At 67.6% G+C, this 24960-nt stretch carries 20 protein-coding genes; 14 read left to right on the top strand and 6 right to left on the bottom strand.

All coding sequences use genetic code 11. The features are described 5' to 3' along the window. The first annotated feature begins 137 nt into the window (after positions 1 to 137). Genes HNP48_RS17685 through HNP48_RS17675 form a run of 3 tightly spaced genes read left to right on the top strand, consistent with a single transcriptional unit; the run spans position 138 to position 6147 of the window. Complete coding sequence (locus HNP48_RS17685) at positions 138 to 1436, top strand: efflux RND transporter periplasmic adaptor subunit (RefSeq protein ID WP_260420276.1); 1299 nt, start codon at positions 138 to 140, stop codon at positions 1434 to 1436. A gap of 53 nt (positions 1437 to 1489) precedes the next feature. Next, positions 1490 to 4663 carry an efflux RND transporter permease subunit gene (locus HNP48_RS17680; RefSeq protein WP_184859369.1) on the top strand — a complete coding sequence of 1058 codons (3174 nt, stop codon included), beginning with the start codon at positions 1490 to 1492 and terminating at the stop codon, positions 4661 to 4663. Continuing rightward, positions 4660 to 6147, top strand: a complete 1488-nt coding sequence (locus tag HNP48_RS17675) for a TolC family protein (protein WP_184859367.1) — start codon at positions 4660 to 4662, stop codon at positions 6145 to 6147. The genes HNP48_RS17680 and HNP48_RS17675 overlap by 4 nt, the downstream gene beginning before the upstream one ends. Positions 6148 to 6158: 11 nt before the next feature. Here HNP48_RS17675 and HNP48_RS17670 read toward each other — a convergent pair whose 3' ends face one another. Both HNP48_RS17670 and HNP48_RS17665 read right to left on the bottom strand, forming a co-directional pair. After that, positions 6159 to 7091, bottom strand: a complete 933-nt coding sequence (locus HNP48_RS17670) for a 2-hydroxyacid dehydrogenase (protein ID WP_184859365.1) — start codon at positions 7089 to 7091, stop codon at positions 6159 to 6161. Positions 7092 to 7141: 50 nt separating this feature from the next. Then, positions 7142 to 8983, bottom strand: coding sequence for an ABC transporter ATP-binding protein/permease (locus HNP48_RS17665; RefSeq protein ID WP_184859362.1), 1842 nt, complete (start codon positions 8981 to 8983; stop codon positions 7142 to 7144). Between the two features lie 128 nt (positions 8984 to 9111). Here HNP48_RS17665 and HNP48_RS17660 point away from each other — a divergent pair, with 128 nt between their 5' ends. Further along, positions 9112 to 9537 carry an acyl-CoA thioesterase gene (locus HNP48_RS17660; protein ID WP_184859360.1) on the top strand — a complete coding sequence of 142 codons (426 nt, stop codon included), beginning with the start codon at positions 9112 to 9114 and terminating at the stop codon, positions 9535 to 9537. An 8-nt stretch (positions 9538 to 9545) separates the two neighbouring features. On the opposite strand, the gene HNP48_RS17655 is transcribed toward HNP48_RS17660, so the two are convergent. From HNP48_RS17655 to HNP48_RS17645, 3 genes are all read right to left on the bottom strand, one after another. After that, a complete protein-coding gene (locus HNP48_RS17655) occupies positions 9546 to 10112 on the bottom strand; it encodes a polymer-forming cytoskeletal protein (RefSeq protein WP_184859358.1) in 567 nt (188 codons plus the stop codon). 364 nt (positions 10113 to 10476) lie between these two features. Further along, positions 10477 to 10962, bottom strand: coding sequence for a thioesterase family protein (locus tag HNP48_RS17650; RefSeq protein WP_184859356.1), 486 nt, complete (start codon positions 10960 to 10962; stop codon positions 10477 to 10479). Positions 10963 to 11045: 83 nt separating this feature from the next. Further along, complete coding sequence (locus tag HNP48_RS17645; protein WP_184859354.1) at positions 11046 to 11843, bottom strand: crotonase/enoyl-CoA hydratase family protein; 798 nt, start codon at positions 11841 to 11843, stop codon at positions 11046 to 11048. 191 nt (positions 11844 to 12034) lie between these two features. On the opposite strand from HNP48_RS17645, the gene HNP48_RS17640 reads away from it, so the two are divergent. The 7 genes from HNP48_RS17640 (at position 12035) to HNP48_RS17610 (ending at position 20032) form a co-directional block, all read left to right on the top strand. Then, positions 12035 to 12910: a branched-chain amino acid ABC transporter permease gene (locus HNP48_RS17640; protein ID WP_184859352.1), complete on the top strand. Its 876-nt coding sequence runs from the start codon at positions 12035 to 12037 to the stop codon at positions 12908 to 12910. Between the two features lie 4 nt (positions 12911 to 12914). After that, positions 12915 to 13991, top strand: coding sequence for a branched-chain amino acid ABC transporter permease (locus HNP48_RS17635; RefSeq protein ID WP_184859350.1), 1077 nt, complete (start codon positions 12915 to 12917; stop codon positions 13989 to 13991). Continuing rightward, positions 13988 to 14827, top strand: coding sequence for an ABC transporter ATP-binding protein (locus HNP48_RS17630; protein ID WP_184859348.1), 840 nt, complete (start codon positions 13988 to 13990; stop codon positions 14825 to 14827). The genes HNP48_RS17635 and HNP48_RS17630 overlap by 4 nt, the downstream gene beginning before the upstream one ends. Beyond that, positions 14824 to 15642 (top strand): ABC transporter ATP-binding protein, encoded by an 819-nt coding sequence (locus tag HNP48_RS17625; RefSeq protein WP_184859346.1) that lies wholly within the window; start codon positions 14824 to 14826, stop codon positions 15640 to 15642. The genes HNP48_RS17630 and HNP48_RS17625 overlap by 4 nt, the downstream gene beginning before the upstream one ends. A gap of 5 nt (positions 15643 to 15647) precedes the next feature. Next, the gene (locus HNP48_RS17620; protein ID WP_184859344.1) at positions 15648 to 17504 is read left to right on the top strand and encodes a long-chain fatty acid--CoA ligase; all 1857 of its coding nucleotides are present in this window, start codon (positions 15648 to 15650) and stop codon (positions 17502 to 17504) included. Positions 17505 to 17591: 87 nt separating this feature from the next. After that, positions 17592 to 18752 carry an ABC transporter substrate-binding protein gene (locus tag HNP48_RS17615; protein WP_184859342.1) on the top strand — a complete coding sequence of 387 codons (1161 nt, stop codon included), beginning with the start codon at positions 17592 to 17594 and terminating at the stop codon, positions 18750 to 18752. A gap of 116 nt (positions 18753 to 18868) precedes the next feature. Then, a complete protein-coding gene (locus tag HNP48_RS17610; protein ID WP_184859340.1) occupies positions 18869 to 20032 on the top strand; it encodes an acyl-CoA dehydrogenase family protein in 1164 nt (387 codons plus the stop codon). A 6-nt stretch (positions 20033 to 20038) separates the two neighbouring features. On the opposite strand, the gene HNP48_RS17605 is transcribed toward HNP48_RS17610, so the two are convergent. Next, entirely contained in the window at positions 20039 to 20344 is a 306-nt protein-coding gene (locus tag HNP48_RS17605) for a hypothetical protein (RefSeq protein ID WP_184859338.1), read from the bottom strand. A 240-nt stretch (positions 20345 to 20584) separates the two neighbouring features. On the opposite strand from HNP48_RS17605, the gene HNP48_RS17600 reads away from it, so the two are divergent. From HNP48_RS17600 to HNP48_RS17590, 3 genes are all read left to right on the top strand, one after another. After that, complete coding sequence (locus HNP48_RS17600) at positions 20585 to 21217, top strand: outer membrane beta-barrel protein (RefSeq protein ID WP_184859336.1); 633 nt, start codon at positions 20585 to 20587, stop codon at positions 21215 to 21217. Positions 21218 to 21388: 171 nt separating this feature from the next. Then, positions 21389 to 22594, top strand: a complete 1206-nt coding sequence (locus tag HNP48_RS17595; RefSeq protein ID WP_184859334.1) for an acetyl-CoA C-acetyltransferase — start codon at positions 21389 to 21391, stop codon at positions 22592 to 22594. Positions 22595 to 22607: 13 nt separating this feature from the next. Continuing rightward, positions 22608 to 24770: a 3-hydroxyacyl-CoA dehydrogenase NAD-binding domain-containing protein gene (locus tag HNP48_RS17590; protein WP_184859332.1), complete on the top strand. Its 2163-nt coding sequence runs from the start codon at positions 22608 to 22610 to the stop codon at positions 24768 to 24770. The last annotated feature ends 190 nt before the right edge of the window (positions 24771 to 24960 follow it).

Genomic DNA, 24960 nt, shown 5'->3' with positions numbered 1-24960 from the left:
CTTGCAAGTGCCGCCGCAGGAGGGCCGCACGCGCATCCGTCAGAAAAAAGCCCGGCAACGGACTTTGGCTTTGCCAACTTTATCGTGCGTACACATATGGCCCCCACAATGCCTGCAACTCTGACTCACCGTCCCCCATGCCGTTCCTTCTGAATGCCGGCCGCCCGGCTGCCACGGGCTCGCTGACGCTGGCCTCGTCCCCTGCCCGCCCCGCCCTTACCGCCCGGCTGCATCCGGCCTGGGTGCGCACCTGCATGGCGGCCCTGTGCCTTGGCAGCCTGGTGGCCTGCTCCGGCAAGGACCAGCCGGCCCAGGCCGGTGCCGGCAACAAGCCCGCGGGGGAACCGACGGTGGGCGTGGTGGTGCTGGCCACCGAGAGCCAGACCCTGAGCACGGAGCTGCCGGGCCGCACCGCGGCCTTCCAGAACGCCGACATCCGCCCGCAGGTCAACGGCATCGTCCAGAAGCGCCTGTTCACCGAAGGCGCACTGGTCCAGGCCGGCCAGCCCCTGTACCAGGTGGACCCCGCCACCTACGAAGCCGCCCAGGCCAGCGCCCAGGCGGCCCTGGCCAAGGCCCAGGCCACGGCGCGCACGGCCCAGGTCAATGCCAAGCGCAATGCGGAACTGGTCGAGATCGACGCCATCAGCCGCCAGGTCTTCGACGAAAGCCAGGCGGCCGTGCAGCAGACCCAAGCCGACGTGGGCGTGGCGCAGGCGGCCCTGGACACCGCGCGCATCAACGTGCGCTACACCCGGATCCTGGCGCCCATCTCGGGGCGCATCGGGCTGTCGGCCGTCACGGCCGGTGCCCTGGTCACGGCCAACCAGGCCAACGCGCTGGCCACCATCCAGCAGCTCGACCCGATCCAGGTGGACATCACCCAGTCCAGCGCCGAGCTGCTGCAATTGCGCCGGCAGTGGCAGGAAGGCAAGTTCACACGTGTGGGCACCCAGCAGGCCAAGGTGCGCCTCGTGCTCGAAGACGGCTCGACCTACCCGGTGGAAGGCAGCCTGCAGTTCACCGGCACGGCCGTGAACCCGACCTCGGGCGCCATCACGCTGCGCGCGACCTTCCCCAACCCCGAGCATGTCCTCATGCCCGGCATGTATGTGCGTGCCCAGCTGGCCACCAGCGTGGCGCCCCAGGCGCTGCTGCTGCCCCAGGAGGCCGTGGTGCGCAACCCGGCAGGCGAGCCCAGCGTGCAGGTGGTCGGCGAGGACAACAAGCTCACCAAGCGCCCGGTGGAACTCGGCCAGGCGGTGGGCAACCGCTGGCTCGTGATCTCGGGTGTGAAGGCCGGCGAGAAGGTCATGGTGGACGGCTTCCAGAAGGCCCGCGTGGGCCAGACGGTCAAGCCCCTGGTGGTCCAGCCGCGCGACAAGGCGGCACCGGCGGGCGCTGCGCCCGCCTCGTCCGCCGCAGCCAGCTCCTGAGGCTGGCCAGCGCCCCGCTCCCATCCGACCTGCGACCCCAACACCGCTGATCCATGGCCCAGTTCTTCATCAACCGCCCGGTCTTCGCCTGGGTGCTGTCCATCGTCATCATGCTGGCGGGGGCGATGTCCATCTTCACGCTACCGCTGGAGCAGTACCCCGAGATCGCACCGCCGCGCGTGACCATCAACACCACCTACACGGGCGCGTCGTCCGGCACGGTGGACAACTCGGTCACCCAGGTGATCGAGCAGCAGCTCAAGGGCATCGACAACCTGCTCTACATGGGCTCGACCAGCGACTCCGCAGGCCGCTCGCGCACCACGCTGACCTTTGCGCCCGGCGCCAACATCGACGTGGCGCAGGTGCAGGTGCAGAACAAGCTGCAGGCGGCCATGAACCGCCTGCCCGAGGCCGTCAAGAGCCGCGGTGTGTTCGTGAACAAGGGCGGCCAGGATTTCCTGGTGACCTATGTGTTCACCTCGCCCGACCCCACGGTGACCCAGGTTGCCATCGGCGACTACATCACCAGCAACGTGGTGGACGTGATCGCCCGCCTCGACGGTGTGGGTGACGTGACGGTGTTCGGAACCTCCTACGCCATGCGCATCTGGATGGACCCGGCGAAGATGGAGAAGTTCGCGCTCATGCCGTCGGATCTGATCGCCGCGCTCAACGCCCAGAACGTGCAGGTCTCTGCGGGCCAGCTCGGCCAGCAGCCCGCGCCCGCAGGGCAGATGCTCAACGCCACCATCACCGCGCGCACCAAGCTGCAGACGGTGCCCGAGTTCGAGGGCATTGTGCTCAAGTCCGGCACCGACGGTTCACTGGTCACCATGGGCGACGTGGCCCGGGTCGGCCTGGAGGCCGACAACCTCACGGTCAAGTCGCGCCTGAACGGACAGCCCGGTGCCGGCATCGGCATCGTGCTGGCCGATGGCGCCAATGCCATGGAGGTGGCCGACGCCGTGGCGCGCAAGATGAAGGAGCTCGAGCCCTTCTTCCCCGACGGCATCAACGGCGTCGTCAGCTCCGATTCCACGCCCTTCGTGCGCGCCTCCATCGAGGAAGTGGTCAAGACCCTGGCCGAGGCCATGGTCCTGGTGGTGATCGTGATGTTCATCTTTTTGCAGAACTTCCGCGCCACGATGATCCCCGCGATCGCCGTGCCCGTGGTGCTGCTGGGCACCTTCGGCGTGCTCTCGGCGCTGGGCTACTCGATCAACATGCTGACCATGTTCGCCATGGTGCTGGCCATCGGCCTGCTGGTGGACGACGCCATCGTGGTGGTGGAAAACGTGGAGCGCGTGATGAGCGAGGAGGGCCTGCCGCCCAAGGAGGCCACGCGCAAGTCGATGAAGGAGATCACGCCCGCACTCGTGGGCATCGGCCTCACGCTGTCGGCCGTGTTCATCCCCATGGCCTTCTTCACCGGCTCCACCGGCGTGATCTACCGCCAGTTCTCGATCACCATCGTCTCGGCCATGGCCCTGTCGGTGTTCGTGGCCCTCACGCTCACGCCCGCGCTGTGCGCCACGCTGCTCAAGCCCATCGAGAAAGGCCAGCACTCGGCGCATGGCGATGCGCCGCGCCGCGGCCTGCTCGGCCTGAGCGACCGCTTCTTCGCCTGGTTCAACCGCAGCTTCGACCGCACGGCCAACCGCTACCAGGGCGCCGTGGGCGGCCTGCTCAAGCGCAGCCTGCGTGTGGTGGTGATCTACCTGGTGATCCTGGTCGGCGTCGCCGTGCTGTTCAAGAAGCTGCCCACCTCCTTCCTGCCCAATGAAGACCAGGGTTTCGTGACCGCCTCCATCACCCTGCCCTCGGGCGCCACCGACGAGCGCCTGGGCGTGGTGCTGGACCAGATGAAGGACTACTTCCTGGCCAAGCCCGAGGTGCTGCGCGTGAACTCCATCGCGGGCAACAACGGCAACCAGAACTCGGGCAACATGTTCATCCGGCTCAAGCCCTGGGCCGAACGCCCGCTGTTCAGCCAGTCGGCCGAGGCCATTGCCCGGCAGGCCACGCGCGACCTGGCCAAGATCCGCGATGCGCGCATCTTCGTGTTGCTGCCGCCGGCCGTGCGCGGCCTGGGGTCGAGCTCGGGCATCAACTTCATGATCAAGGACCTGAACGGCCTGGGCCAGAACGCGCTCAATGCCGCCAAGGACCAGCTGATCGAGCTGTCGCGCGAATACCCGGTGCTGACCAATGTGCGTACCACCAACTTCGACGACACCTCGGAGCTCAAGGTCACCATCGATGACCGCAAGGCCGCGGCCCAGGGGCTGACCACGGCGGACATCAACAACGTGCTCTCCAGCGCCATGGGTGGCACCTACGTGAACGACTTCGTGCACCAGGGCCGCGTCAAGCGCGTGTACGTGCAGGGCGACGCGCCCTACCGCATGCTGCCCCAGGACATCGGCCAGTGGAGCGTGCGCAACCGCAACGGCGAGATGGTGCCCTTCTCCACCTTCGCCACCACCTCCTGGACCAGCGGCCCGCCGCAGCTCATGCGCTACAACGGCAGTCCGGCGCTGGAGCTGCAGGCCGACACCGCGCCCGGCGCGAGCTCGGGCGATGCCATGGCGGCCATCGAAACCATCATGGCCAAGATGCCCGTGGGCATCGGCCTGGAGTGGACCGGCGCCTCGCTGCAGGAGCGTCGCTCGGGTTCGCAGGCACCGCTGCTCTATGCGGTCTCCATCCTCTTCGTGTTCCTGTGCCTGGCCGCCCTGTACGAGAGCTGGAGCGTGCCCTTCTCGGTGATGCTGGCCGTGCCGCTGGGCGTGATCGGCGCCCTGCTGGCGACCTATACGCGGGGCATGACCAATGACGTGTACTTCCAGGTGGGGCTGCTCACCACCGTGGGTCTGGCGTCCAAGAACGCCATCCTGATCGTGGAGTTCGCGGTGCAGTTGCAGGAGCAGGGCAAGAGCCTGTACGACGCCACGGTGGAAGCCGTGCGCATGCGCCTGCGCCCCATCCTCATGACCTCGCTGGCCTTCGGCTTCGGCGTGCTGCCCCTGGCCATCGGCACGGGCGCGGGCGCGGGCGGGCGCCAGGCCATCGGCACGGGCGTGCTGGGCGGCATGGTGGCCTCCACCCTCCTGGGCCTGTTCTTCGTGCCCGTGTTCTTCCTGCTGGTGCGCTCGTGGTTCACCTCGCGCAAGAAGACGGCGCCCACCCACACTGCGGGCGACGTGTCGGAGGCCCAGGCATGAGCTCCAGAACCCTGTTGACTCCTCTGTGCGCCCTGCTGATCCTGGTGGGCTGCACCAACCTGGCCCCGGGCTACGACCGGCCTGCAGCGCCTGTGCCCACGGCCCTGGACAACGCCGCCACGGTGGCCGGCGACAGCACCGCCTATGCCCCGCTGGGCTGGGATGCCGTGGTGCAGTCGGCACAACTGCGCGAGCTCATCACCCTGGCGCTGCAGAACAACCGCGATCTGCGTTCCGCAGCCCTGGCCATCGAACGCGCCCAGGCCCAGTACGGCGTGAGCCGCGCCGACCGCCTGCCCGGCGTGGGCGGCACGGCCCAGGCCAACCGCACCCGCACCGCGGCCGATCTGACCACGGCCGGGCGCTCGCAGACCAGCGAGCAGTACAGCGTGCAACTGGGCATCACGAGCTACGAGCTCGACTTCTTCGGCCGGGTGCGCAACCTCAACGAGGCCGCCCTGCAGGAGGTGCTGCGCACCACCGACAGCCAGCGCAGCGTGCAGCTGAGCCTGGTCGCCGAGGTCACCAGCGCCTGGCTCAACCTCGCCGCCGACCAGGCACGCCTGGAGCTGGCCCGGGAAACCCTGCGCTCGCGCGAGGCCTCGTACGGCCTGACCGAGCGCATGCACCGCCTGGGCGGCACCTCAGGCCTGGTGCTGGCGCAGAACCAGACCACGGTGGACAGCGCGCGCGCCGATGTCGCCGCCTTCACCAGCCAGGTGGCGCGCGACCGCAATGCACTGCAGCTGCTGGTGGGCGCGCCCGTGCCGGCGGCCCTGCTGCCCGTGGTGCAGCCCGTGCCCCCGGTGCCGGCTGCGGCCCAGGTACCGGACGAACGGCGCAGCGAGCGCGTCACGCAGGCCGCCGCCCCCGTGCCCATGCTGCGCGAGAGCGCCCTGCAGCTCCTGGCCGTGCCCGCGCAGATCCCTTCGAGCGTGCTGCTCTCGCGCCCCGACGTGATGGCGGCCGAGCGCAGCCTGCAGGCCACCTACGCCAACATCGGTGCGGCGCGCGCCGCCTTCTTCCCCAGCATCTCGCTCACGGCCAGCGTGGGCACGGCCAGCAACGAGCTCTCGGGCCTGTTCGGCAGCGGCAACCTGCTGTGGAGCTTCGTGCCGCAGATCCGCCTGCCCATTTTCGACGGCGGCCGCAACCAGGCCAACCTGGAAGTGGCCCAGGCCAACCAGCGCATCGCGCTCACGCAGTACGAGAAGGTCATCCAGACCGCGTTCCGCGAGGCGGCCGACGCGCTGGCCGAACGTGCCACGCTGACGGACCGCATCAGCGCACAGACCTCGCTGCTCGCGGCGACGGAGCGCGTCTATGCGCTCTCGGAAGCCCGCTTCAAGGCCGGTGCCGACAACTACCTCACGGTGCTCGATGCGCAGCGCTCGCTGTACGCGGCACAGCAGACCCTGCTCAGCCTGCAGCTGGCCGAGCAGACCAACCGCATCACCTTGTACAAGGTGCTCGGGGGGGGCTGAGCCTCCGCTGCTTACACCGGCGAGACCGGCACTTCGCCCGCGAGGTGCCTGCGTGCGTTCTCGACAAAGCGGTCCACCGAGGCCTGCACCGCCTCGGGCGACCAGCCGCCCACGTGGGGTGTGAGCACCACGCTGTCCAGGCCCAGCAGTTCCGCGGGTGGCGCGGGCTCGCTCTCGTACACATCCAGGCCCGCGCCCGCGAGGCGCCCCTCGCGCAGGGCACTGGCCAGCGCGGCGGTGTCGATCACGCTGCCACGCGCGATGTTCACCACATAACCGCGCGGGCCCAGGGCGTCGAGCACCTGGGCATTGACCAGGTGCTTGGTGCCGGGGCCACCGGGCGTGGCCACCACCATGAAGTCGGCCCAAGTGGCCAGTGATGCCACGTCGCCGAAGTAGCGGTACGCCACATCGCTGCGCGCGCTGCGGTTGTGGTAGCCCACCTGCAGGTCGAAGCCCAGCGCGCGCTGGGCGATCTTCTTGCCGATGGTGCCCAGGCCGACGATGCCGATGCGCTTGTGCGAGACGTTGGGCGGCAGCGGCAGGGCCGTGCGCCACACGCCCTGGCGCGTGGCCACGTCGAGCTTGGGGATGCCACGCACCGCGGCGATCAGCAGGCCGAAGGCATGGTCGGCCACGCAGTCGTCATTGGTGCCCGCGCCATTGGCCACCACGATGCCGCGCGCCTTGGCATGGGCCACCGCGATGTTCTCGTAGCCCGCGCCCAGGGCGCAGATCAGCGTGACGGCCGGCAGTGCATCGATCTGCGCCGGCGTGATGCCGATGGAGCCGATGGTGAGCACCACGCGCACCCGCGCGCCATGCTGAGCGATGGCCTCAGCGTGCTGGTCGGCTTCCGGCGCGTAGACCAGCTCGAAAGTTTCGGACAACTGGGCGCAGTGCTCCTCGGCAAGGAACGACAAGGCAAGCAAGACAGGTTTCATGGCAGTGGATACGGAGGACATCAATCAAGAATGGGGGAGTGAGGCAAGCTTCATGCCGCCCCATCGCTCTGCTGCAGAGCCCACATGCTGGCGTAGCGTCCGCGCTGGGCCAGCAGCTCGGCATGGGTGCCGCGCTCGATGATGCGGCCAGCATCCATCACGAGGATCTCGTGCGCTTCGACCACGGTGGACAGGCGGTGCGCGATGAGCAGCGTGGTCTTGTTCTGGGCCGCGCTCTGCAACTCGGACTGGATGGCACGCTCGTTGGCCGAATCAAGCGCCGACGTGGCCTCGTCGAAGATCAGGATGGGCGGGTCCTTGAGCAGGGTGCGGGCAATCGCCACGCGCTGCTTTTCGCCGCCCGAGAGCTTGAGCCCGCGCTCGCCCACCATGGTGGCATAGCCCGTGGGTGTGGCGGCAATGAAGTCGTGGATGCGCGCCGAGCGCGCGGCGGCCTCCACCTCGGCCTGGCTGGCGCCGGTGCGGCCATAGGCGATGTTGTAGGCCACGGTGTCGTTGAAGAGCACGGTGTCCTGCGGCACGATGCCGATGGCCTGGCGCACGCTGGCCTGGGTGACCTCGCGCAGCTCCTGCCCGGCAATGGTGATGCGCCCCTGCTGGATGTCGTAGAAGCGGTAGAGCAGCCGCGCCAGCGTGGACTTGCCCGAGCCCGAGGGCCCGACCACGGCCACCGTCTTGCCCGCCGGGATCTCGAAGCTCACGCCCTGCAGGATGGGGCGGCCATTGGCCACGCCTTCGGCGTTGCGCGATGCGTCGTAGGCGAAGTGCACGTTCTCGAAGCGCACCGTGGGGTGGTCCAGGCCCGTGAGCGGCTGGGCGCCCGGGGCGTCGGCCACCTCGCGCTGCTTGTCCATCAGAACGAACATCTTGTCCAGGTCGGTCAGGCTCTGCTTGATCTCGCGGTAGATCACCCCGAGGAAGTTGAGCGGGATGTACAGCTGGATCATGAAGGCGTTGACCATGACCAGGTCACCAAGCGTCATGCGCCCGTCGACCACGCCCTGCGTGGCACGCCAGAGCATGGCCACCAGGCCGATGGCGATGATGAGCTGCTGCCCTGCGTTGAGCATGGACAGCGTGGTCTGGCTCTTGAGGCGCGCACGGCGCAGCCGCTCCAGGCTCTCGTCGTAGCGCCGCGCCTCGAAGCCTTCGTTGTTGAAGTACTTGACGGTTTCGTAGTTGAGCAGCGAATCGACCGCCTTGGTGTGCGCCGCCGAATCGAACTCGTTGGCCTCACGCCGGAACTGGGTGCGCCACTCGGTCACCAGCACCGTGAACAGGATGTAGACAGCCAGGGCCGCCAGCGTGATCCAGGCAAACCAGGCGTCGAACTTGACGGCCAGCACGGTGAGCACCAGCACCACCTCGACCAAGGTGGCGACCACGTTGAACAGCGTGAAGGAGATCAGCGACTCGATGCCGCGCACGCCGCGCTCGATGTCGCGCGTCATGCCGCCCGTCTGGCGCTCCAGGTGGAAGCGCAGGCTCAAGGCGTGCAGGTGCTCGAAGGTCTGCAGCGCGATCGAGCGCGCCGCACCCTGCGTGGCCTTGGCAAACACCAGCTCGCGCAGCTCGCTGAAGATGGATGTGGACAGGCGCAGCCCCCCGTAGGCCAGCAGCAGCCCCACGGGCACCACGAGCAGGGCGGCAGGCTCGCCCAGCTTCAGGTCCATGGCATCGACCAGGGTCTTGAGCAGCACCGGCACGCCCACGTTGGCCATCTTGGCGCCCACCATGAAGACGATGGCCGCAACCACGCGCCATTTGTATTGCCACAGGTAGGGCAGCAGGCGGCCGATGGTGGCCCAGTCGGAAGGGGGGGCGGCCGATACCGGCGTCGCCGAAGGGGTAGATTCGCCGTGGTGGCGCATGGGGGACAATTCCGGTTGTTGTTTTTACCGACCCGGCTGGCGCCAGGGCGGTTTTTTCCGGGGCCCGCCCTGGAGTCCACCCGCGGTGTCCCCCAGCATCCGTGCCAGCCCCAACCGAGATTGTGCCCATGTCCGAGATTTTCAGCCCACCCGCCGCCCAATTGCCCACCGACAAGGAACTGGTGCTCAAGGTGATCCCCATGCCGGCGGACACCAATGGCAATGGCGACATCTTCGGCGGCTGGGTCATGGCGCAGGTCGACCTCGCCGGCTCCGTGCTGCCGGCCCGCTATATGCAGGGCCGCATGGCGACCGTGGCGGTCAACGAATTCATCTTCAAGCAGCCCGTGCGCGTGGGCGACATCCTGTCGTTCTTCTCGTCCGTGACGCGCGTGGGCCGGACCTCCATCACCGTGCAGGTGGAGGTGTACGCCGAGCGCTTTGCCGACCAGGGGCGCTATGTGAAGGTGACGGAGGCGCGGCTGACCTACGTGGCCATCGACAGCGAGGGCCGCCCGCGCCCGGTGCCGCCCATGCCCAAGGCGGGCGGCTGAGCCCGGCGTCAGGCCGCCATGGCCGTGGGTTCGGCGCGCACCGGCTGGGCCGTGCTGCGCAGCGCCGAGGAGGCGCTGCCCGAGCCGATGCCGGATTCGATTTCACCGGCCAGTTGGCCCCCCTCTTCCACCACGAGCTTGCCGTAGCGGATCTTGCCGTTGACCTTGCCGCTGCTGTAGATTACGAGCTTCTGGCGCACGGTGAGCGTGCCGTTGAATTCCCCGTGGATCTCGGCAATGTCGATCTCGGCCGAACCGCGGAAGGCGCCATGCTCGGAGATCTGGATCACGCGCGAATCCATCGTCGCCTCCACCGTGCCCTCGACCACGAGCGTGTCGCAGTCGGTGATCTCCACACCCTTGAGCTTGATGTTGGGGCCCACCGTGAGCTTGCTGCCGGTGGAATCCGAGGCCGCCTTGGCGGGCGCAGGGCTGGCCGGGGCCGCAGTGCCCAGGCCACCGCCGGAGAGGGAATTGCTCGCCGCGCTGTTCAGGCCGCTCGGGGCGGAAGGACTGTGGCGGGGCTGGAACGATTCGGGTTCACGCTTGCCAAAGAAGGGGTTTTGCACGGCCATCGGTACTCCTTGAAAAGAGCGTTCATCGTAGGAGTGCACCTACGAGATGGATGCGCGCATTGCGCAAGAACGGTAACCAAACGGTTCACCCGTAGCATGCGCTTGCAATGTTTGCGGGCACTCACATCCGTCGCATTACATATTTCTCAAACACTGCCCTGCCCCGATTCCGATCAGTTATTCATTGCGGTGTGCACCACCCACGACGCATGAAACTGGCACGGCCCAAGCCTGTGCCCCCGCGCAAAGGCCGCCCCGCCGCGAAAGCGGCGTATCCAGCGCTTGCGCTGGGGCGTCCCTCCCCGAATCGCGAAGCGAGTCGAGAGAGGGGTGAAGGCGCGAAGCGACTCAGAGGGTGTTCACTTCACGACACGATGTAAGCCGCTGCACCGGCCGACATGATCTCCCCGCCAGGCCCCCGGAACTCCATGCGCGTGGTGGCCACGCGCGAGCCCAGGCGCAGCACCTCGGCATGCAGCGTGAAGTGGCTGCCGATGCCCGGGCGCAGGTAGTCGATGCGCAGGTCGATGGTACCGAGCTTGGCAAAGCGGTGCAGGCGCTGCTCGGGTGCTTCGTCCATGTGGCGCCCCCCGATGGCGGCCATCACGGCCAGGCCGCCCATGGCATCGAGCCCGGCGCTGATCACGCCGCCGTGCACACGGTTGTAGGCATAGTGGCCCACCAGATCGGGCTTCATGTCGATGCGCCCTTCCACCCGCTCGGGATGCAGGCTGGTGATCTTCAGGCCCAGCACCTGGTTGAAGACGATCTTTTCCTCGAAGATGGATTTCAGGCCGGCCACGAATTCGGGCTCGAAGGCCTGTGGCGCTGCGCTGCTGGTCTTGCTCATGGTGCTCCTGTTCTGTGTCCCCGTGCGCTCTTCATCTGATAGCAGCCTGTGCCATCAGCATGGGCATTTGCACCCATTTTCTTTCAAAACCTGCCATGCCGCCCCTGGCCTGCGGTGAAGCGCGCGGCGCCCTGCAAGGCATCGGCCAGGCAGGCGCGTCCGCCCTGCCACTCCTGCAGCAGGGCCCCGGCCAGCGGCAAGCCCTCCTGCGCGATTGCGCTCGCCCGGTCGGCCCGCAGTGTGGCCTGCGGGAAGGCCGCGATCTCGCGGGCCAGCGCCAGGGCCGCCGCCAGCGCCTCGCCCGGCGGCACGACCCGGTTGCACAGCCCCATGTGCAGGGCCTCGGGCGCCTCGACCTTGCGGCCCGTGAGGATCAGATCGAGCGCCCGCGACAGCCCGATGAGGCGCGGCAGGCGCACCGTGCCACCGTCGATCAACGGCACGCCGAAGCGCCGGCAGTACACGCCGAAGTAGGCGTCCTCCTCCATCACACGCAGATCGCACCACAGGGCCAGCTCCATGCCACCCGCGACGGCCGCACCGCTGATGGCGGCGATCACCGGCTTGCCCAGTTGCAGGCGGCTCGGCCCCATGGGACCGGGCGGGTCGGTGCTCTCGGCGCTGAAGTCCAGCGACTGCGCCAGCGCCTCGGGCGCCACGCCCTCGGCCTGCAGCCGCGCACCGGACTGCAGGTCCCAGCCCGCGCAGAAGTGCCCGCCTGCGCCATGGAACACGGCCACGTCGGCGCCCTCGTCACGCTCGAACTCGAGAAAAGCCGCATGCAACGCCTGGGCCGTGGCGGCGTCCACGGCGTTGCGGACGCCGGGGCGGTTCAATGTCACCAGCGTGACACGGTCGTGTTTCTGCACCTCGATGGACATGGGCTTCTCCAGGCTCCGCATAGGACACAACCCTTATTGCGCAGGGCGTGGCAAGCGGTCAATATGGAACTTGCTACCTGTCAGATCCTGCAAGGGATCCGAGGGTTAGCCCCGAGTGCGACAGCCTCCGGGCACAGGCACCATTATTTATGCAAAGCAACTGCTTTGCATAAATATTCTGGAGGGCCAGGGTGCAATTCGTGCAACTGTTGATCAGCGGAGTCGCCCAGGGGTGCATCTACGGCCTCATCGCGCTCGGCTTCGTGCTCATCTACAAGGCCACGGAAACCGTGAGCTTCGCGCAGGGCGAGCTCATGATGCTGGGCGCCTTCTGCGGCCTGGCGCTGATGACGGTGCTCGGCTTTCCCTTCTGGGTGGCGGTGCTGGCCAGCATCGCGGCCATGGGCCTGTTCGGCACGCTGCTCGAGCGCATGGTGATCCGCCCCATCCTGGGCCAGCCGGCCTTTTCCATCGTCATGCTGACCATTGGCATCGGCTATGTGCTGCGCGGCCTGGTGACCATGATCCCGGCCATCGGCACCGAGACGCACACCCTGCCCGTGCCCTACAAGGACCTGTCGTTCAAGCTCGGCGCGCTGGTGCTCAATGCCGAGCAACTGGCCGTGATCGGCGCCACCGGCATGCTGTGCGCGCTGCTGTTCGCGCTGTTCCGCTACAGCAAGCTGGGCATTGCCATGCAGGCCTCGTCGCAGAACCAGTTGGCCGCCTACTACATGGGCATCCCGGTGCAGCGCCTGAACGGCCTGGCCTGGGGCCTGGCCGCCGCCGTGGCGGCCGTGGCCGGGCTGCTGCTGGCCCCCATCACTTTCGTGCACGCCAACATGGGGCTGATCGGGCTCAAGGCCTTTCCGGCCGCCGTGGTGGGTGGCTTCGGCAGCCTGCCCGGTGCCATCGTGGGCGGCCTGGTGATCGGCATCGTGGAATCGTTCTCGGGCTTTTACCTGCCCGACGGGTTCAAGGACACGGCCGCCTACATCGTGGTGCTGATCATGCTGATGGTCAAACCGAATGGACTGTTCGGCGAGAAGCTGAGAAAGAAAGTCTGACCCCATGCGCTTTCTCTTCAAGACCTCCTACGAGCAGGACATCCGGCTGGCCAAGCATGGCGGGCATGTGTTCTGGTACGGGCTGCTGTGCCTGGCCCTGCTGGCGGCGCCCTGGGTCGCGCCCGAGTACTGGCTGGCGCAGCTGACCTTCGTGCTCATCTATTCCATCGTCGGCCTGGGGCTGATGCTGCTGGCGGGCTTCACAGGACTGTTCTCGCTGGGGCATGCAGCCTTTCTGGGCGTGGGGGCCTACACGCAGGCGGTGCTCACGGGCATGGGCTGGCCGTTCGCGCTGTCGCTGGCCTGCGCGGCGGGCCTGTCGGCCGCCGTGGGCGTGATCGTGGGCCTGCCGGCGCTGCGCGTGAAGGGCATCTACCTGGGCATGGCCACGCTGTCCTTCGGCTTCATCGTGGAGGAGGTGTTCGCGCGCTGGGAGTCGGTGACCGGCGGCAACTCGGGCAAGCACCTGGTGCCGCCCGAGATGCTGGGCTTCAAGTTCGAGTCCACCGAGTCCTTCTACTTCCTGTGCCTCGTGATTGCCGTGGTCAGCACCCTGGCCATCCTGAACCTGCTGCGCTCGCCCACGGGCCGGGCCTTTGTGGCGATCCGCGATTCGGAGATCTCGGCGCAGAGCATGGGCATCCACCTGGCGCGCTACAAGACGCTGTCGTTCTCGCTCTCGGCGGCGCTGGCCGGCATCGGCGGCGCGCTGTATGCGCACAAGCTGCAGTTCATCTCGCCCGACCAGTTCAACATCCTGCAGTCCATCGACCTCCTGCTGATGATCGTGATCGGTGGCCTGGGCTCGGTGCATGGGGCCTTCCTGGGCGCCATCTTCCTGATCTCGATGCCGCAGCTGATCTCGCTGGGCAAGGACTGGCTGCCGGCCGCCATCGGCCAGGCGCCAGGGCTGCAGGCCGTGGTCTATGGCGCCGTGCTCATCCTCTTCGTGCTGTTCGAGCCCATGGGCCTGTACGGCCGCTGGCTCAAGGTGCGCACCTGGCTGCAGCTGTTCCCGTTCTACCGCAAGGGCCTGTTCAAGCGGCAGAAGTCCTTCCAGAAGTCCGATAGGCTGAAATGACCGACGACATCCTGCTCAGCGCCCAGAACCTCAGCGTGCGCTTCGGCGGCGTGCTGGCCGTGAACAACGTGGGCTTCGAGGTGCGCCGCGGTGAGGTGTTCACCCTGATCGGGCCCAACGGCGCGGGCAAGACCACGGTGTTCAACCTCATCAGCCGCATCTACACGCCCACCGCCGGCACCATCGCCTACGCCGGCCCCAATGGCATGCTGCCGCTGACCGACCAGCCGCCTCACAAGGTGGCCGGCCTGGGCATTGCACGCACCTTCCAGAACATCGAGCTGTTCGAGCATGCCAGCGTGCTGCACAACCTGCTGATCGGCCGCCACACGCGCCGCGAGACCGGGCTGTGGGCCGACATGCTGTTCACGCGCCGCGTGCGCGATGCCGAGGTGCGGGCACGCGAGAAAGCCGAGGAGATCATCGACTTCCTGGACCTGCAGCACTACCGCGACACCCTGGTGGCCGGCCTGCCCTACGGCGTGCGCAAGGTGGTCGAGTTGGCCCGCGCACTGTGCACCGAGCCCCGGCTGCTGCTGCTGGACGAGCCCTCCTCGGGACTGAATGTGGAGGAGACCGACGACATGGCGTTCTGGATCCAGGACATCCAGCACGAGCTGGGCATCACCGTGCTCATGGTGGAGCACGACATGTCGCTGGTGTCCAAGGTATCCGACCGCGTGCTGGCCATGAACCAGGGCGAGGTGGTGGCCATGGGCACGCCGCGCGAGGTGCAATCGCACCCTGGCGTGATCGAAGCCTACCTGGGCACCATCGACGACGTGAGCAACCTGCGCCGCCCGGCGGGCAGCGCACCGGCAAGGATGGCCCGATGACCGTCATACCCTTCCCTGGACCTACCGGCATCGGCAGCGCAGACGGCACGCCGCTGCTGCGCCTGCAGAACGTGGAGAGTGCCTACGGCCCGATCAAGGCCATCCGCGGCGTGAGCCTGCAGGTGCAGCGCGGCGAGATCGCGGCCGTGCTGGGCAGCAACGGCGCGGGCAAGACCACCATCCTCAAGACCATCTCGGGCATCATTGACCCGCGCCGCGGCTCCATCGAGTTCCAGGGCGCCAACATCACGGCCAACGACCCGGCCGCCATCGTGCGCCGGGGCCTGGTGCATGTGCCCGAGGGGCGCGAGGTGTTCGCCCTGCTCTCGGTGCGCGACAACCTGCTCATGGGCGCCTACACGCGCAGCGATGCCGATGCCGTGGCACGCGACCTGGAGGCGGTGTACGGCTACTTTCCCATCCTCAAGGAGCGCGCCGCGCAGGACGCGGGCCTGCTCTCGGGCGGACAGCAGCAGATGCTGGCGATCTCGCGCGCCCTCATGGCCAGCCCCGAACTGATCCTGCTCGACGAGCCCAGCCTGGGCCTGTCGCCCAAGCTCACCAAGGAGATCTTCGAGATCGTGGTGCGCATCAACCGCGAGCGCGGCACCACCATCCTGCTGGTGGAGCAGAACGCCAACATGGCGCTCAACGCATCGGACTACGGCTACGTGCTGGAGAACGGCCGCATCGTGATGGAAGACAGCTGCGAGCGCCTGCGCGAGAAGGACGACATCAAGGAGTTCTACCTGGGCATGAAGGATGCCGGCGTGCGCGGCGAGCGGCGCTGGAAGAAAAAGAAGAACTGGAGGTGACGGCCATGTCCAACCTGTGGGACCTTGCACATATCCAGCCGGCCGGCACCGACGTGCTCGCGGGCGACACCCTGGCCGCGATGTTCTGGAACGGCGTAGCCCAGCGCGGCCCCAAGGTCTGGCTGCGCCAGAAGGAGCTGGGCATCTGGAAGAGCTGGACCTGGAACCAGACCGCCGATGCCGTGCGCGAGATCGCGGGGGGCCTGATGGCGCTGGGCTTTGCGCCAGGCGACTGCGCGTCCGTGCTGTCGAGCACCAACATCGAATGGGTGCTGGCCGACCTGGCCGTGCTGAGCTGCGGCGGCGTCTCCAACGGCATCTACCCCACCGATGCGGCCAGCCAGGTGCACTACCTGTGCGAGGACTCGCGCACCACGGTGCTCTTCGTCGAGGACGACGAGCAGCTGGACAAGGCGCTGGAGGTGCGCAGCGGGCTGCCGCTGCTGCGCAAGATCGTGGTCTTCGACATGGAAGGCCTGCGCGGCCTCTCGGACCCTGGCGTCATCAGCCTGGCCGCGCTGCGCGAGCTGGGCCGGGGCTGGAACGCCCAGCACGCCGGCGAGCTGGAGCGCCGCGTGCAGGGCTGCCGGCCCGAGGACGTGGCCATCCTGGTCTACACCTCGGGTACCACGGGCAAGCCCAAGGGCGCCATGCACACCCATGCGGCCCTGGCCTATACCGTGCGCGGCTACAACACGCTGATCTCGCGCACCGAGGACGACGAGGCCATGTGCTTCCTGCCGCTGTGCCACATCGCCGAGCGCATGGGGGGCGAGTACTTCTCGCTGTACACCGGTTCGCGCCTGAACTTCGTCGAGAACCCCGACACCGTGCCCGAGAACGTGCGCGAGATCGCGCCCACGGTGTTCACCGCCGTGCCACGCGTATGGGAGAAGTTCTATTCGGGCGTGATGATCGCGCTCAAGGAATCCACCAAGCTGCAGCAGGCCGCGTACGCCTGGTCCATCGGCGTGGGCACGCGCATTGCCGAGCAGGTGCTGGCCGGGCAGCCCGTGGGCGCCGGGCAGAAGCTGCAGTTCCAGCTGGCGCGCTGGCTCGCGCTGGACAATGTGCGCAAGCTCATCGGCATCCACCGCGCGCGCTTTCTGGTCACCGGGGCGGCGCCCATCTCTCCGGACCTGGTCAAGTGGTACCTGGCCCTGGGCGTGCCCATGCTGGAAGTGTGGGGCATGACCGAGACCTGCGGCGCCGCCACGGGCGTGCCGGCCAGCCGCATCAAGCCGGGCTCCATCGGCCCGGCCGCGAGCTACAACGAGGTGCGCGTGGACCCGGACACGGGCGAGATCCAGGTGCGCGGCCCGAATGTCTTCAAGGGTTACCTGAACCTGCCCGAGAAGACGGCCGAGACCATCTCCCCCGACGGCTGGCTGCACACGGGCGACGTGGGCGTGATCGATGCCGACGGCTACCTGCGCATCACCGACCGCATGAAGGACATCATCATCACGGCCGGCGGCAAGAACATCACCCCGAGCGAGCTGGAGAACGAGCTCAAGTTCAGCCCCTACGTGACCGACGCCGTGGTGATTGGCGATGCGCGCCCCTACCTCACGGTGATCATCATGATCGACCAGGAGAACGTGGAGAAGTACGCGCAGGACCACGACGTGCCGTTTTCCAACTACGCCAGCCTCACGCGTGCGCCCGAGGTGCAGGCGCTGATCCAGGCCGAGGTGGACCGGGTGAACACCCGCTTCGCGCGCGTGGAGCAGATCAAGAAGTTCTTCCTGCTCGACACCCAGCTCTCGGCCGAAGACGAGGAACTGACCCCGACCATGAAGCTCAAGCGCAAGCTCGTGCAGCAGAAATACGCAGCCCAGATCGAGGCCATGTACCGGTAAGAGGCCGAGCGCCACCCATAGGGAAAGTGCTGGTGCCCGGGGCCGGGCATCGTTCTATAACGACTGATCCATCCAAGGAGACGAGCCATGAGACTTCATCACATTGCCGCGCTGGCCACCGTGGCCATGGCCGGCGCCGCCGCGCAGGCCCAGACGCAGGGCGTGGCCAAGGACAGCATCACGCTGGGCTCCATCCAGGACCTGTCGGGGCCGCTGGCGGGCTTTGGCAAACAGGTGCGCCTGGGCATGATGCTGCGCGTGGACGAGGCCAACGAGCAGGGCGGCGTCAACGGCCGCAAGCTCGACCTCAAGGTGGAAGACTCGGGCTACGACCCCAAGAAGGCGGTGCTGGCGGCGCAAAAGCTCGTCAACCAGGACAAGATCTTCATGATGGTGGCGCACATCGGCACGGCGCAGAACCTCGCGGCCATGCCGGTGCAGTTCAGCAAGAACGTGATCAACTTCTTCCCGGTGACGGCCGCGCGCGAGATGTACGAGCCCTTCCACAAGCTCAAGTACTCGTTTGCCGCGACCTACTACGACCAGATCCGCCTGGCCGCGCCCAAGCTCATCAAGGAAAAGGGTGCCAAGAAGATCTGCACCATCTACCAGGACGACGAGTTCGGCCTGGAGGTGATGCGCGGCGGCGAGGCGGCGCTGAAGACCATGGGCATGGACTTCACCGAGAGGACCTCGTACAAGCGCGGCGCCACCGACTTCTCGTCGCAGGTGGCCAAGATGAAGGCGGCCGACTGCGACTTCGTGGTCCTGGGGACCATCATCCGCGAGACCATCGGCACCATCGGCGAGGCACGCAAGACCGGCTTCAACCCCACCTTCCTCGGTTCGAGCGCGGCCTACACCGACCTGATCCACAAGCTGGGCGGCAAGCCCATGGACGGCCTGTACGCCACCATGACGGTGCAGCACCCCTACCTGGACGAGGCCTCGCAGCCCATCCGCTTCTGGGCCACCAAGTACAAGACCAAGTTCAACGAAGACCCCACCGTGTTCTCGGTCTACGGCTACAACGCCATCGATGCCTTCATCCGTGCCGCGCAGAAGGCCGGCACCGCTCTGACCACCGACAGCTTCATCAAGGCCATGGACACCATGGTCATTCCGCCCGACATGTTCGGCAGCGCCGAAGCCAGCTTCAGCCCACAGAAACGCCTGGGCAGCGACCTGTCGCGCCTGTCGCAGATCCAGGACAGCAAGTGGAAGGTGGTGTCGGACTACGTCAAGTAGGCCGCCGGCACGCTCGCCTGCCAGGCCGCCCCAGGGGCGGCCTTTTTGTTGGCGCCGCTCCGTGGCAGAATTTTGAAAAGCATCCGCTTTGCAAAATTACACCGGAGACGAACACCATGATCGAACGCACCCTCTTCAACGCCGACCACCAGGCCTTTGCCGAGAGCTTTGCACGCTTTCTCGACAAGGAGGTAGCACCCCACCATGCGGCCTGGGAGGAACAGGGCTATGTGGACCGCGCCGTGTGGAGCAAGGCCGGCGAAAACGGTTTTCTGTGCATGAGCCTGCCCGAGGAATACGGCGGCGCGGGCGCCGACCGGCTGTATTCGGTGGCGCAGATGGAGGCCATCGCACACGCGGGCTTCACCGGCCTGGGTTTCGGGCTGCACAGCGAGATCGTGGCCCCCTACATCCTGCACTACGGCAGCGAGGAGCAAAAGCGCCGCTACCTGCCACAGTTGGCCAACGGCGCCATGGTGGGCGCCATCGCCATGAGCGAGCCGGCGGCCGGCAGCGATCTGCAGGGCATCAAAGCCACGGCCGTGAAAAGTGCCGACGGTTCGCACTATGTGCTCAACGGCAGCAAGACCTTCATCACCAACGGCTGGCATGCGGACCTGGTGATCGTGGTGGCCAAGACCGACCCGGCGGCCGGCGCCAAGGGCACCAGCCTGCTGCTGGTGGAGCGCGGCATGCCGGGCTTCGAGAAGGGCCAGCGCCTGAAAAAGCTGGGCATGAAGGCGCAGGACACCTCCGAGCTGTTTTTCACCGACGTGAAGGTACCGGCCGAGAACCTGCTCGGCGGCCCTGCCATGGAGGGGCGCGGCTTCATCTGCCTGATGGAGCAACTGCCCTGGGAGCGCATGCAGATCGCCATCAGTGCCGTGGCGGCGGCCCAGGCGGCCATCGACTGGACGGTGGACTACGTCAAGCAGCGCAAGGTCTTCGGCCAGCCCGTGGCCAGCTACCAGAACACCCGCTACACCCTGGCCGAGTTGCAGACCGAGGTGCAGGTGGCGCGCGTCTTTGTGGACAAATGCTGCGAGCTGGTGGCGGCCGACCGGCTCGACACGGCCACCGCCAGCATGGCCAAGTACTGGACGACCGACCTGCAGTGCAAGGTGATGGACGAATGCCTGCAGCTGCACGGCGGCTACGGCTACATGTGGGAATACCCCATCACCCGCGCCTATGCCGATGCCCGGGTGCAGCGCATCTACGGCGGCACCAACGAGATCATGAAGGAAGTGATCACCCGCGCCATGGGGCTGGGGAAGTAGCCCCTGTCAGAGCAGCCAGGTCTCGCGGATTTCCTCGGGGCTGAGCTTGCGCGGGGCCGGGGCGGTGCTGCGCACCTGCAGCCAGTCGCGCACGCCATCGCGGCCGCTGAGGCCGCGCACCAGCAACACCCCGGCTGCAATGCCGCGCACGGCCGCCGCGCTGCGGCTGGGCGCCATCAGCGCGGACACGGCCAAGCCCGCGCCCGCGGCCAGCGCCAGGTGGTGCTCCAGAAAGAAGCCGGAGCGCGCGTCGTCGTACTCGATGGCGTCGCGCGCCAGGCGTTGCAGGGATTCGGAAAGGGTTTTTGCCATGTTCTGGAGGTTGGGAGCGATCAGGAAGCGGCCGGCCGCGGACACGCAGGCGCGCCCAGGATGCGGTTGTTCTCAGGCTAAAGGATAGCGCGGCGCCCGCGCAATTCCCTGCAGGCCGATTCCTACAAAAGCCGCGGCCCCCATCCCACATACTGTTACACAGCCGCCTCCTACATTGGGAATCAGGCGGACCGCGCCCGCGGGCGCCGACACCGTGTCCCACCACCCGAGGAGACTCCCATGAGGTACGCACGCCGCAGTAGCGCTTCCCCCTGGCTCATCGCCGCCCTGGGCGGCGCCCTCTTCGGCGTGCTCTGCGGCGTGGCGCGAGCGCAGGCACCGGCGGATGCGTCCCCGTCCTCGTCTTCCCGGTCGCTCCTGCCGTGGACCCAATCCGGCTATGCCGGCCTCTCGGGTGGGCGTTCCCGCTACGACCTCTACCCCGGCCCGGCCGGACTGGCCTATGACGAGAGCGACACGGCCTGGAAACTCAGCGCCGGCGGCTATTTCCACCGGAACTTCGGCGTCGAGATCGGCTACCTCGATTTCGGCCGCGCCTACCGGCTGGACGGAAGAACCAAGGCCCGGGGCCTCAACCTGAGCCTGGTGGGGCGCGCCCCGATCGGCGACCGCCTGGAGCTGTTCGCCAAGGCCGGCACCACCTACAGCCGGACCTTCACCTCGGCCGAGCCTGTCTATGGCGTGCGCGCCGGCCGCAACAGCGGCATGGGCCTGTCCTTCGGCGTGGGCGCCAGCTGGGGCTTCACGCCCAATATCGCCGCCGTGCTGGAATGGGAGCGCCACCGCCTGCATTTCGCGGACGATACCGCGCCCGCCGACATGGCCACCGTGGGCCTGCGCTACAAGTTCTGAAGCCGGGCGCCGCGCCCCAGGGGTCCCTCCTCCTCCTCGGCGGCCGATCACGCCGTTCGTGTTCCAAGGGGGCCGCTCCCTCTGCCACTCCAGCTGTCACCATTTATACAAAGCAAATGCTCTGTATAAAGCCATCGCGCCCTATACTGCGGCGATAACTGGAGACACGCCATGACACAAGCCTATGTGTTCGATGCCATCCGCACGCCGCGGGGCAAGGGCAAGAAGGACGGCAGCCTGCACGAGGTCAAGCCCATCAGCCTGCTCACCGGCCTGCTGGCCGAGCTGCAGCGCCGCCACCGCTTCGACACTGCCGCGGTGGACGACATCGTCATGGGCATCGTCTCGCCCGTGGGCGAACAGGGTTCGGTGCTGCCCAAGGTGGCGGCGCTCAAGGCGGGCTGGGATTTCCGCGCCTCGGGCGTACAGGTCAACCGCTTCTGCGCCTCGGGCCTGGAGGCGGTCAACCTGGCGGCACAGAAGGTGCGCTCGGGCTGGGAAGACCTGGTGGTGGCCGGCGGTGTGGAAAGCATGAGCCGCGTGCCCATCGGCTCGGACGGCGGCGCCTGGGCGCAGGACCCGGACACCAACTCGGCCACGCTGTTCGTACCCCAGGGCATCGGTGCGGACCTGATCGCCACGCTGGACGGCTTCACGCGCTCCGATGTCGACGCCTATGCGGTCGAATCCCAGCGCCGCGCCGCCGCAGCGCGCGCGGCCGGCTATTTCAAGCAGTCGGTCGTTCCCGTGCAGGACTTCCTGGGCCTGCCCATCCTGGAGGAAGACGAGTTCATCAAGCCGCAGACCACGCTGGAAGGCCTGGCCGCGCTCAAGCCCTCGTTCGAGCAACTGGGCGGCATGGGCTTCGACGCCGTGGCACTGCAGCGCTACCCGCAGGTGGAGCGCATCCACCACGTGCACCACGCGGGCAACGCCTCGGGCATCGTCGACGGTGCAGCGGCCGTGCTGATCGGCAACGAGGCGGCCGCAGCGGCCCACGGCCTCACACCGCGCGCGCGCGTCGTGGCCACGGCGCTGAGCGGGGCCGACCCGACCATCATGCTCACCGGTCCCATGCCGGCCGCGCGCAAGGCGCTGGCCAAGGCCGGGCTGTCCATCGACCAGATCGACCTGTTCGAGGTTAACGAGGCCTTTGCCGCCGTGCCCATGCGCTTCATGCGCGAGCTGGGTGTGCCGCACGAGAAGGTCAACGTCAACGGCGGCGCCATTGCCATGGGCCACCCCCTGGGCGCCACGGGCGCCATGATCCTGGGCACGCTGATCGACGAACTGCACCGCCGGCAGTTGCGCTACGGCCTGGCCACGCTGTGCGTGGGCGGCGGCATGGGCATCGCCACCATCGTCGAACGTGTCTAGGAAGGACCCCACCATGCAGACCATTCGCTACGAACTCCTGGACGCCGCCGATGGCAAGGTCGCGCGCATCACCTTCGACGAGCCCGACTCCAGCGTCAACACCATGTGCCGCCAGTGGCAGGCCGACCTGGGCGAAGCCACGGCGCGTGTCGTGGCCGACCGCGCCCAGCTCAAGGGCGTGGTGCTGGCATCGGCCAAGACCAGCTTCTTCGCGGGCGCCGACCTCAAGGCCACCATGCGGCTCACGCCGACCGATGCGCCAACCGCCTTTGGCGAGATCGAGCGCATGAAGCAGCACTTTCGCACGCTGGAGACCCTGGGCATCCCGGTGGTCAGCTGCCTCAACGGCACGGCGCTTGGTGGCGGCTGGGAGGTGGCGCTGATCGGCCACTACCGCATCGCCGTGGACAACCCGCGCATCCAGTTCGGCCTGCCCGAAGTGACCCTGGGCCTGATGCCTGGCGCCACCGGCATCACCAAGATGACGCGCCTGCTCGGCCTGATGGGCGCCCAGCCCTACCTGCTCGAAGGCCAGCTGTTCAACCCGCGCGAGGCGCTGGAGCTGCAGCTGGTGCACGAGCTGGTGGCCACGCCCGAGCAACTGTTGCCCGCCGCGCTGGCGCGCATCGCCACCCACCCGCATTCGGTGCAGCCCTGGGACGACAAGAACCACAAGATGCCCGGCGGCACGACCGCCAATCCCAAGGTGGCCGGTGCGCTGAGCGTGGCGCCCGCCATGCTCAAGAAGACCACGCGCGGCCGCTACCCGGCCCCCGAGGCGATTCTGGCCACCATGGTCGAAGGCGCCATCGTCGACTACGACACGGCGCTGCGCATCGAAAGCCGCTACCTGGCCCGCCTGATGACCGGCCCGGTGGCGCGCAACATGATCAACACGTTCTTCTTCGACATGAACGCGATCAAGAGCGGCCAGTCACGCCCCGGCAACTCTCCGCGCTACAAGCCACAGAAGGTCGGCATCCTGGGCGCCGGCATGATGGGTGCAGGCATCGCCTGGGCCCAGGCCAGCAAGGGCATCGCCACCGTGCTCAAGGATGTAAGCCAGGAGAAGGCCGAGGCCGGCAAGGCCTACAGCGCCAAGCTCGCCCAGGCGCGCGTGGACAAGGGCCGCATGGAGCCGGCCGCGCAGCAGACGCTGCTCGGCAGGATCCAAGCCACGGCCGATGCTGCCGACCTGGCCGGCTGCGACCTGGTGATCGAGGCCGTGTTCGAGAACCGCGAGCTCAAGGCAGCCGTGACGCGCGAGGCCGAGCCCCAGTTGGCCGAGGGCGGCTTCTTTGCCAGCAACACCTCCACCCTGCCGATCAGCGGCCTGGCCCAGGCCAGCCGCCGGCCCGAGAAGTTTGTCGGCATCCACTTCTTCAGCCCGGTGGACAAGATGAAGCTGGTGGAGATCATCCGCGGCCAGGCCACGGACGACGAGACCGTGGCGCGCGCGTTTGACTATGTGCAGGCCCTGGGCAAGGTGCCCATCGTGGTCAACGACTCGCGCGGTTTCTACACCAGCCGCACCTTCGGCACCTATGTGATGGAGGGCGCCGCCCTGCTCGGCGAAGGCGTGCCCGCCGCGCTGATCGAGAACGCGGCCATGCAGGCCGGCATGCCCGTGGGGCCGCTCGCCGTGCTTGACGAAACGGCGCTGACGCTGAGCGTGCATGTGCTCGACCAGACGCGTGCGGATTATGCGGCTGAAGGGCGCACCTACCTCGCCACGCCCGGCGAATTGCTCGTGGAGCGCATGGTCAAGGAGCTCAAGCGCCCCGGGCGTGCGGGTGGGGGCGGGTTCTACGACTACCCTGCAGGCGGCAAGAAGCAGTTGTGGCCCCAGTTGGCCTCGCTGTTCGGGCGCCCTGCTGACGCTACCGACGCCTTGGGCGTGCAGGATATCCAGGACCGCTTGCTGTACCGCCAGGCGGTGGAGACGGTGCGCTGTCTGGCGGAGGGGGTGCTCACGAGCGTGCACGATGCGAACATCGGGTCGATCTTCGGGATCGGGTTTCCGGCTTGGACTGGGGGGGCGATGCAGTTCATCTATGGAACCGGGGTGGAGGCGTTTCTTGCGCGGGCGGATGAGTTGGCGCAGCGGTTTGGGACGGGGTTTGCGCTGGATGCTGCGGCGCGTGAGGCCATTGCGCAATTTCAGCCTCGGTACTGAGTGCCGAGGGCGCTCGGCCTATCGATCCATTTGCTTGCTTGAAGGGCGGGAGCCGGGATGTGCGCCCGGCGGCGCACCTACTTTCTTTTTGCGCATGTATAGACCGGGGACATGGTGAACAGGTGTGCGAGGACATGGTGAACACTTTGGGCGAACTTTCGCCGGAGGTCCCCATGCCATGGAAGGCTCG

This window comes from Acidovorax soli (genome assembly GCF_014207955.1).
Classification (GTDB): domain Bacteria; phylum Pseudomonadota; class Gammaproteobacteria; order Burkholderiales; family Burkholderiaceae_C; genus Acidovorax; species Acidovorax soli_A.
This window is presented reverse-complemented; position numbering and strand designations above follow the sequence as displayed.